The organism is Streptomyces sp. NPDC098101, from assembly GCF_044760185.1.
Taxonomy (GTDB): Bacteria; Actinomycetota; Actinomycetes; order Streptomycetales; family Streptomycetaceae; genus Streptomyces.
Map to the genome: position 1 here is coordinate 325,845 of NZ_JBIWAS010000002.1, position 8,482 is coordinate 334,326.

General features: G+C 75.4%; 7 protein-coding genes. 3 read left to right on the plus strand and 4 right to left on the minus strand.

Annotated features, from left to right (window positions below; translation table 11 throughout):
• Nucleotides 1-9 precede the first annotated feature (9 nt).
• The gene (locus tag ACIQVI_RS08600) at nucleotides 10-1,161 is read right to left on the minus strand and encodes a winged helix DNA-binding domain-containing protein (RefSeq protein ID WP_403592873.1); all 1,152 of its coding nucleotides are present in this window, start codon (nucleotides 1,159-1,161) and stop codon (nucleotides 10-12) included.
• 208 nt (nucleotides 1,162-1,369) lie between these two features.
• On the opposite strand from ACIQVI_RS08600, the gene ACIQVI_RS08605 reads away from it, so the two are divergent.
• Nucleotides 1,370-2,722, plus strand: coding sequence for an esterase-like activity of phytase family protein (locus ACIQVI_RS08605; protein ID WP_403592876.1), 1,353 nt, complete (start codon nucleotides 1,370-1,372; stop codon nucleotides 2,720-2,722).
• 22 nt (nucleotides 2,723-2,744) lie between these two features.
• Here the strand turns inward: ACIQVI_RS08605 and ACIQVI_RS08610 are convergent, their stop codons facing one another.
• Both ACIQVI_RS08610 and ACIQVI_RS08615 read right to left on the minus strand, forming a co-directional pair.
• Nucleotides 2,745-3,677 (minus strand): RNA polymerase sigma-70 factor, encoded by a 933-nt coding sequence (locus ACIQVI_RS08610; protein WP_403594485.1) that lies wholly within the window; start codon nucleotides 3,675-3,677, stop codon nucleotides 2,745-2,747.
• Between the two features lie 76 nt (nucleotides 3,678-3,753).
• Entirely contained in the window at nucleotides 3,754-5,022 is a 1,269-nt protein-coding gene (locus ACIQVI_RS08615; protein WP_403592879.1) for an NAD(P)/FAD-dependent oxidoreductase, read from the minus strand.
• 341 nt (nucleotides 5,023-5,363) lie between these two features.
• Between ACIQVI_RS08615 and ACIQVI_RS08620 the strand changes: the two genes are divergently transcribed.
• Entirely contained in the window at nucleotides 5,364-5,744 is a 381-nt protein-coding gene (locus ACIQVI_RS08620; RefSeq protein ID WP_351968687.1) for an SH3 domain-containing protein, read from the plus strand.
• Nucleotides 5,745-5,852: 108 nt separating this feature from the next.
• A complete protein-coding gene (locus ACIQVI_RS08625; RefSeq protein ID WP_403592882.1) occupies nucleotides 5,853-6,578 on the plus strand; it encodes a hypothetical protein in 726 nt (241 codons plus the stop codon).
• 64 nt (nucleotides 6,579-6,642) lie between these two features.
• Here ACIQVI_RS08625 and ACIQVI_RS08630 read toward each other — a convergent pair whose 3' ends face one another.
• Nucleotides 6,643-8,379: an amidase gene (locus tag ACIQVI_RS08630; protein ID WP_403592885.1), complete on the minus strand. Its 1,737-nt coding sequence runs from the start codon at nucleotides 8,377-8,379 to the stop codon at nucleotides 6,643-6,645.
• Between the last annotated feature and the right edge of the window lie 103 nt (nucleotides 8,380-8,482).

Sequence of the window (8,482 nt, forward strand, 5' to 3'; positions counted from 1 at the left end):
GACCGCCCGTCACCCCGCGGGCAGCACCCGCGTCCCGGCCGCCGGGAAGCCCTTGGCCCACCAGTGGTCGTAGCGGCGGTAGACCAGCGGATCCCGGGCGGCGAGGAGGCCGCCGAGCGCCGCGGCCTCGGCGGCCAGCCCCTCCCAGGCCCCGGCGGGCAGCGGGTGGAAGGCCGTGGCCTCGATCCCGCCGTCGACGGGCCGCCAGACCCCGGCGACGTACCCGTCGACGAGGAGCGTCGGCAGCGTGTCGCCGTTCACCCGGATCACCAGCTTGCGGTACGCGGGCGGGATGATCCGGGAGCGGTCCGCATACGCGAGGAGGACGCTGTCCCACATGCCGAGGAGGCGCGGCGGGGCCGGGGCCTCCCCGTCGGGGAGCGGCGCGCCCGGGACGTCGTACAGCACCGTCCCGTCGGCCCCCTCCAGCCGCTCGGTTCCCTCCTCCAGCAGTACGCGTACGGCCTCGCGGACCAGGCGGCGGGGCGCCGTCGTGAACTGGGCCATGTCCGCGTCGGAGGCCGGACCGAACCCCTCCAGATAACGCCGGAGCAGTACGGCCAGACCGGTGGCGGACGCCTCCGGGTCGGCGAGCGCGGGCCGTTCGGACGCGGTGACGAAGGACTGCGCGCTCCCGAACGCCCACGGCGGGCCCTCCGGCGCGTGCCACAGCGGCGCGTACTGCCGGACCATCCGCCAGACCACGGGCGCCACCGGCCCTTCCCGGCCCCGCTCGACCAGCTCCCGCAGCTCGGCCCCGGTGCGGGGCTCCGAGGCGTGGGCGAGCAGGCCGGGCAGGAGCGCGTCGGCGTCGGCGGCCGTGAACCCGGCGGCCCTGAACCGGGGGTCGTGGAGCCGCCCGCCGCGCAGCGTCGGCTCCATGGCCTCCCGGAAGGCCCGGTAGTCGTCGGCGTGCACCTGATGGAGGGTGAGCCGCATCAGCGTCGACCGGACCACCCGGAACCCGTTCAGGGCCTCGTCGAACCGCGCGGGGTCGAAGCCCGCGATCCGGTTCCACAGCGCCACGTACGGCGAACCCGGCCGCTGCGCCTGGAGGGCCACCACCCGCCGCACGGCGTCCTCGACGCCGACGGGCTCGCGGGCGAGGAGCAACTGCCGGGCGAGGGTGGAGCGGTTGAGGGCGCGGGGAGTGATCGGCATGGGGGGATCCTCTCGCACGGAGAGGGATTTCGAACACGCTTTCGCTTCGGTGTGCGGGGCGGTGCCGCGCGTTCACCCAGGGATCGCCCCGGCGCCGCGTACGCGTCGCTCCGCGTTGTGGCCGGAAACAGACCATGGGGCCGCCGTCCCCCGCCCCTCCGTCCTTCGCGCGTCCGAAGGCCCACGTGCTCCAAGGGAGTTCACCCAGATGATTCCGCGCCTCCTGCGCCGCCGGCCCGCCGCCGTGGTCCTGCCGTTGTCCGCCGCGCTCGCCCTCACGGTGGTCGGGGGGACGGCGGACGGGGCGTCGGCGCACCGCGGCCACGGCGGCCCCGCCGGCCGCGTCGTCTCCACCGCGACCCTGCCCGACCTCCCGCTGGCCGCCTTCAGCAACGCCGTGATCCCGGGCAGCGTCGCGGACGACCGGGACATCGACCTGGGCGGCATCGGCAGCGACCTGTTCCCGGCGGAGCGGCGCGGCGAGTACTGGACCGTCACCGACCGCGGCCCCAACGGCCAGATCGAGATCGGCAAGGACAAGCGCCGCACCTTCCCCGTGCCCGGCTTCGACCCGGCCATCGTGAAGATCCGCGTCGTCGGCGGCCGCATCCAGGTCCTGGAGACGCTCCCGGTCACCACCTCCCGCGGCGCCCCCGTGACCGGCCTGTCCAACCAGCCCGGCCGCGACGAGGCCCCCTACACGTACGACGCCTCCACCCCCCTCCCGTACGACCCGAACGGCCTGGACACCGAGGGCATCGTGCGGGACCGGGACGGCGGCTTCTGGCTGGTGGACGAGTACGGGCCGTCCCTCGTCCACGTCTCCGCGAAGGGCCGGGTCCTCGCCCGCCACGTGCCGAAGGGCCTGAACCTGACCGGCGCCGACTACCCGGTGGTCGAGTCACTGCCCGCGATCTTCCTCAAGCGCAAGATCAACCGCGGCTTCGAGGGCCTCGCACTGCTCCCCGGCGGCGACCTCGTCCTCGGCCTCCAGAGCCCGCTGCTCAACCCCGACGAGGCCGCGGGCAAGGAGTCCCGCACCACCCGGCTGCTGCGCTTCTCCCCGCGCCAGAACCGCGTCACCGCCGAGTACGCCTACCGCTTCGACCCGGTCGGCACCGTCGAGCCCGGCCAGACCAAGACCTCCGAGCTGAAGCTGTCCGCGCTCGTCGCGCTCGGCGGCGACCGCCTCCTGGTCCAGGAGCGCACCGACAAGGCCGCCCGCCTCTACGAGGTCCGCCTCCGCCGCTCCGCCGACATCCTGGGCTCGGCCTGGGACGACCCCGCCACCCGGCCCGCCCTGGAGCAGCTCGACGACCCGGCGTCGGCGCGCGTGCCGGTCCTCCGGAAGGACCTCGTCATCGACCTCAACACGGTGAAGGGCGTCCCCGGCAAGATCGAGGGCGTCGCCGTCGAGGGCTCCTCCACCCTCGTCCTGCTCAACGACAACGACTTCGGCATGACGGACGGCCCCGGCGCCTTCGACGCGAACGGCCGGCTGGTCGACAGCGGCGTGGAGACCACCCTCGTCAAGGTGCGGCTGAACCGTCCCGTCCGCTGAGGTCCCCTGCCGGGGGACGGGCTCACCGCAGGGTGAGGGGGGTCTCCGCCGTGACGCGGGTCAGCTTCTCGGGGTTGCGGACGTAATAGAGGCCGGTGACGCGGCCGTCCACGACCCGGAGCGCCATGACGCCGTCGAACGCGCCGTCCAGGTACACGGCGAGCGCCGGGCCGCCGTTGACGGCCGTGGGCTCGCAGGTGATCGCGAACCCGGCCTTCGCGGAGCCGCCGAGGTAGAAGCGGGCCACCTTCCCGGCCCCGACGACCGGCCGCACCGCGGCCCGCTTCACACCGCCGCCGTCGCTCACCAGGACGACGTCGGGGGCGAGCACGTCGAGGAGCCCCTGGAGGTCCCTGCCCTCGACGGCGTTCCGGAACGACTCCAGGGCCGCCCTCGCCTCGGACGGGGGGACCACCCGGCGGGGGCGGCGGGCGTCGACGTGCCGGCGGGCGCGGTGCGCGATCTGGCGGACGGCGGCGGGGCTCTTGCCGACGGCGGCCGCGATCTCGTCGTACCCGACGCCGAAGGCCTCGCGCAGCACGAAGACGGCGCGTTCGGTCGGCGACAGCGTTTCGAGGACGAGCATCATCGCCATCGACACGCTCTCGGCGAGCTCGACGTCCTCGGCCACGTCCGGCGCGGTCAGCAGCGGCTCGGGCAGCCACGGGCCGACGTACGCCTCCCGGCGGCGGCTCGCCGCGCGCAGCCGGTTGAGCGCCTGCCGGGTCGTGATCCGGACCAGGTAGGCGCGCCGGTCGCGCACCTCCTCCAGGTCGACCTCGATCCAGCGCAGCCAGGTCTCCTGGAGGACGTCCTCGGCGTCGGCCGCCGAGCCGAGCATCTCGTAGGCGACGGTGAAGAGCAGGTTGCGGTGGGCGACGAAGACGTCGGTGGCGGGGCCGCCACCGTGCCGGCCGGTACCGGTACCGGTACTGGTTCGATCGGTGCCGCTCAGGTCGGTGCCGCTCCGGTCGGCTCCGGGCTCGTTCACGCGGGGTTCTCCCGTCTCGGGCTGCTTCACGTCGGCTCCCTCAGGACCGGGGCGGGCGGTCGGCGGTCGGGGTGCTCGTGGCGCTCGCGGTGCTCGTGGCGTCGGCGGCGCCGGTGGGGTCCGGGGCAAGAGCCTCTCCCGTACGACGCGCCTCCGCCAGCCGCCGGCGCCGCGTGTCCCCGGGGACGCGGTGCAGACGGTACGAACCGGGGGCGCCGGCCTCGCCCGCCAGATGCCCGACGATGCCCGCGCACACCTTCTCCTTGAGCTTCGCGCCGGCGCGCCCGTCGACGTGGAACGGGACGGCGACGTCGCGGCGGGCGAACTGGAAGATGCCCTCCCGCCGCCCGAGGCTGACGCACTGGCCCGCGAAGGACTCGCGCAGGGGCTCGGGCCGTTCCCCCGCGATCCGGGCGAGCACCGTGTCGGCGGCCCGCGCGCCCAGCGGGATCGCGGCCTGGCAGCTCATCCGCAGCGGCAGGCCCGAGGGCGCCGCCGAGTCCCCGGCCGCGACGATCCGCTCGTCGTCCACGCTGGTCAGCGTCTCGTCCGTGAGCAGCCGGCCCAGCGCGTCGGTGCTCAGCCCGCTGCGCGCGGCCAGGTCCGGCACGCCGAACCCGGCCGTCCAGATCGTCACCGCGCTCGGCAGCCCGCGCCCGTCGGCGAGCCGTACGGCCTCGCGGGTCACCTCCGCCACCCGCGTGCCGGAGCCGTCGAGCACGGTCACCCCGAGCCGGTCCAGCCGCCGGGCGACCGCACGCCGGCCCCGGGGGTGCAGGTACGGGCCGAGCACGCCGCCGCAGACCAGGGTCACGGCACGCCCGGTCTCCGCCAGCTCGGCGGCGGTCTCGATGCCGGTCGGACCGGCCCCGACGACCGTCACCGGGGCCGTCGCGGGCGCGGCGCCGAGCGCCGGCCGCAGCCGCTCGGCCTCCTCCAGGGAGGCGAGCGGCAGGGCGAACCGCGCGGCTCCGGGCACGTCCGGGTCGGCGCTTCCGCTGCCCACCGCGTAGACCAGGCGGTCGTAGCCGACCGTGCCGCCGCCGGCCAGCTCCACGCGGCGCCCGGCCGTGTCGATCCGCACGGCGCTGCCGACCACCAGCCGGACGCGTGCGCCCAGCACCTCCGGGTAGCCGACGACCGCCTCGCCGGTCCCGCCCGCCAGCTGGTGCAGCCGGACCCGGTGGACGAACGACGGGCGCGGGTTGACCAGCGTCACCGCCACGTCGTCGCGCCGCGTCAGACGATTGGCCGCCATGACACCGGCGTACCCGCCGCCGATCACGACCACTTCGGTGTTCCCGGTCATGGTGTCTCCTCCGTTCAAGGGGGCCGCCCCTTCCGGGGGGCTCGTCCTCAAGACACCGCCCGACCGGTTCCTGTGACACCTCCGGCGCCCTGTGACGCGGATCACCCGGAGCCGAGCGGCCGGAGCGGCCGGAGCGGCCCGTGTCCGGGCTCCCGGCGGAGTACCGCACAGGTTTACCCGGGATCAACTCACCGTGGGACGCGCGCGGAGGCGGCCGGACCCTAACGTCTTCCCTGTCCACGACCGACTCGCGAGGCACCGGGACCGGGCCGCACGCGGCCGGAACCGGTGCGGTCCGAGAAAGCACGTGTCCGAGAGAGCACATGTCCGAGGGGGATCACATGTTCCGTCAGCACAGGAAGCCCGCGTCCGTCGTCGCGGCCGCCACCGCCGCGCTCTTCGCCGCGGGCCTCGCCCTCGCGCCGGGCGCCTCCGCCGACGCCTTCCGCTGCGGCTCCTCCGGCAGCGACCCCAGGGCCTGGTGCGCCTACGTGCAGAAGGCGCCCAGCGGCCTGAAGGTCCACAGCCGGCCGAGCACGACCTCCACCACCCTGTGGACCCTGGCCAACGGCACCAAGGTCGAGGTCGACTGCTGGACCACCGGGACCTCCGTCAACAACTACAACATCTGGGCCGGCCTCTACACGGCCTCCGGCTACCGCTACGTCAGCGACTACTACCTGACCACGGGCCGCATCCAGAACTACGTGCCCCACTGCTGACCACTCCCGATACGCCCCGCGTGCGCGGTACGGGGGTCCGCGCACGCGGGGGCTCTCCCGCCCGGAAACGGCTTGGGCGCCCGTACCGAACTGGCCGATCATGTACGCATGACCGACGACGACCCGGTGGTGCTCCACACCCTGACCCTGCGGCACCGGATCCCGGACGACTGGACGGCGGACCCGTGGGCCGAGGTGCGGCCCCTGATCGACGGCGCGGACGTCCTGGGGGAGGCCTGCCCGGACGGCAGGGCGCCCAGCCGCCGGTACTGGACGGGGCCGGCCGGGACCTGGCCGCTGACGGCCACGGAGGAGCCCCGCAGGGTCGCGATCGCCGAGCCGACCTGCACGGCCGGCTGCTGCGGGGCCCTGTACGTCACCGTGCGCCGCGAGGGCGACCTGGTGATCTGGGACTCCTGGGAGAACACCGGCGGCACCCTCGCCGTACCGCCGCCCCACCGCTTCGACGCCGCCCGGTACGAGGCCGAACTCGCCCGGGCGGCGGCGGACCGCGGCTGGGAGGAGCCGGTGGACACCGTCGCCCGTCTCCTCGGCGGGATCCTCGCGGACAGCGGCTGGTTCGCGCGCTGGGGCTGCGTCCTCACGGACGTCTCGCCCCGCCGCGCGGAGCCCGGCGTCCCCGAGGAGCTCGCGTACCCGGAGGGCGTCGACGTCGACTTCCACCGGACCCGGGGCCCCGGCGAGCCCCCGGAGGCGTACACGTACGCACTCCTCACCACCCCCGACCACCCGCCCGAGGAACAGGCCCGCCGGCTCGCCGCCCGGATCCTGGCGGACGACCCCCGCAGGACCGCCGAGCGACGGGACCACTGAGGCCGGCCACCCGGTCCGGCTCGGAGCGGGCGCGGCCGGATGCCGCGCCCGGCGGTGGGTCGGATCACTCCGCCGGCAGGCGCGGCGTGCGCGGCGGTGCCGTGCGGCGGTTGCCGGTCTTCTCGAAGGCCGCCGCGAGGGACAGCAGGGCGTTGTCGTCGTAGGCGCGGCCCGCGAAGGTCAGTCCGACGGGCATGTCCGTGTCCGTCATGGTGCCCATGGGCACGGTCACGGTCGGGATGCCGAGGTGGCGGGGGACCAGGTTGCCGTTGGCGACCCAGACGCCGTTGCGCCAGCCGAGGTCGGCGGACGCCGCGTTGACGTCCATGTCGGCGGGGCCGACGTCGGCGACCGCGGGGAAGACCACCGCGTCCAGGCCCAGCCCGTCCATCCACAGCTCCAGGTCGACGCGGCGCGTCTCCTCCAGGCCGCGCAGCCCCTCCTCCAGGAGCGGCATGTCGGCGAGGGAGGCGTACGGGCGCTCGCGCACGAAGCGGGGGTACTCGCCGATCGTGTCGTCGAAGCCCTCGTACCGGTCGGGCAGTTCGCCCTCCCGCCGGGGCCAGATGCGGTCCCCGTCGACGTCGGCCAGGCTGGACAGCGCCGGGTCGCCGTTGGCCCGCAGGAAGTCGTCCCAGGCCCAGGCGGACAGGTCCTCGATCTCGAAGGTCAGGTACGCGCGGCCGACGAGGCCGCGGGTGAGCAGCGAGGGCGCTCCGGGGCGGTCGGATTCGTAGTTGGTGACCACGGGGAAGTCGACCTCGACCACCTCGGCCCCGGCGGCCTCCAGGTCGCGGCGGGCCGCTTCCCACAGGGCGATCACCGAGGGGCGGGTGTCGACGCGCTGCCCCGTCTGGCCACCGATGCCTCCGTCGGGGTTCGTCCCGGCGTCCGGGTCGGCGTTGACGTACATCCGGGGCACGCCGACGCGCTTGCCGGCGAGCACGGCGGACGCGGCCCCGGCGTCGGCGGGCGCGAGGGCCGGGTAGGAGGCGGGGCGCACCCGCGACGCCGGGGGCAGCGCCACCCACGGCTGCGCGCGCCACAGGTCCCCGCGGGTCTCCGGGTCGTCGGCGACGATGACGTCGAGCAGTTCGAGCAGGTCGGCCATGGTGCGGGTGTGCGGGACCACGACGTCCATGGTCGGCACGAGCGGCCAGTTGCCGCGGACCGAGATCACGCCGCGGCTGGGGGTGTAGGCGCACAGCGCGTTGTTCGAGGCGGGGGCGCGGCCCGAGGACCAGGTCTCCTCGCCGAGGCCGAACGCGCCGAAGGACGCCGCCGTCGCCGTGCCGGAGCCGTTGGAGGAGCCGGAACCGTAGGCGCTGGTGAGCCAGTCGGCGCTGTACGGGCTCTCCGCGCGGCCGTACACGCCGCGCTGCATCCCGCCGTTCGCCATCGGCGGCATGTTGGTCAGGCCGATGAGGACCGCGCCGCCCGCGCGCAGCCGCTCGACGGCGAAGGCGTCGCGCCGGGCCACGAGGTGCTCGAAGGCGGGGGAGCCGGACGCGGCCGTGAGCCCCTCGGCGAGGTAGCTGTCCTTGGCGGTGTACGGGATGCCGTCCAGCGGCCCCAGCGTCTCGCCGCGCGCGCGGCGGGCGTCGGAGGCCGCGGCCTCCGCCCGGGCGCGCGGGTTCATCACGACCACCGCGTTCAGGGCGGTGGCCGTGCCGGGCCGGTCGTACGCCTCGATCCGCGCGAGGTAGGCGTCGAGCAGTCCGACCGCAGTCGTCTCGCCCTTCTCCAGCGCCGCGCGCAGGTCGGCGATACAGGTCTCCACGACATCGAATCCGCGCGTCACGGGGGTCTCCTGGGGGGGGGGGGGGGGGGGGGGGGGGGGGGGGGGGGGGGGGGGGTGGACAGACGGGCCACGGGGGGGGGGCGCCCCCCCGGGGAACAAAATA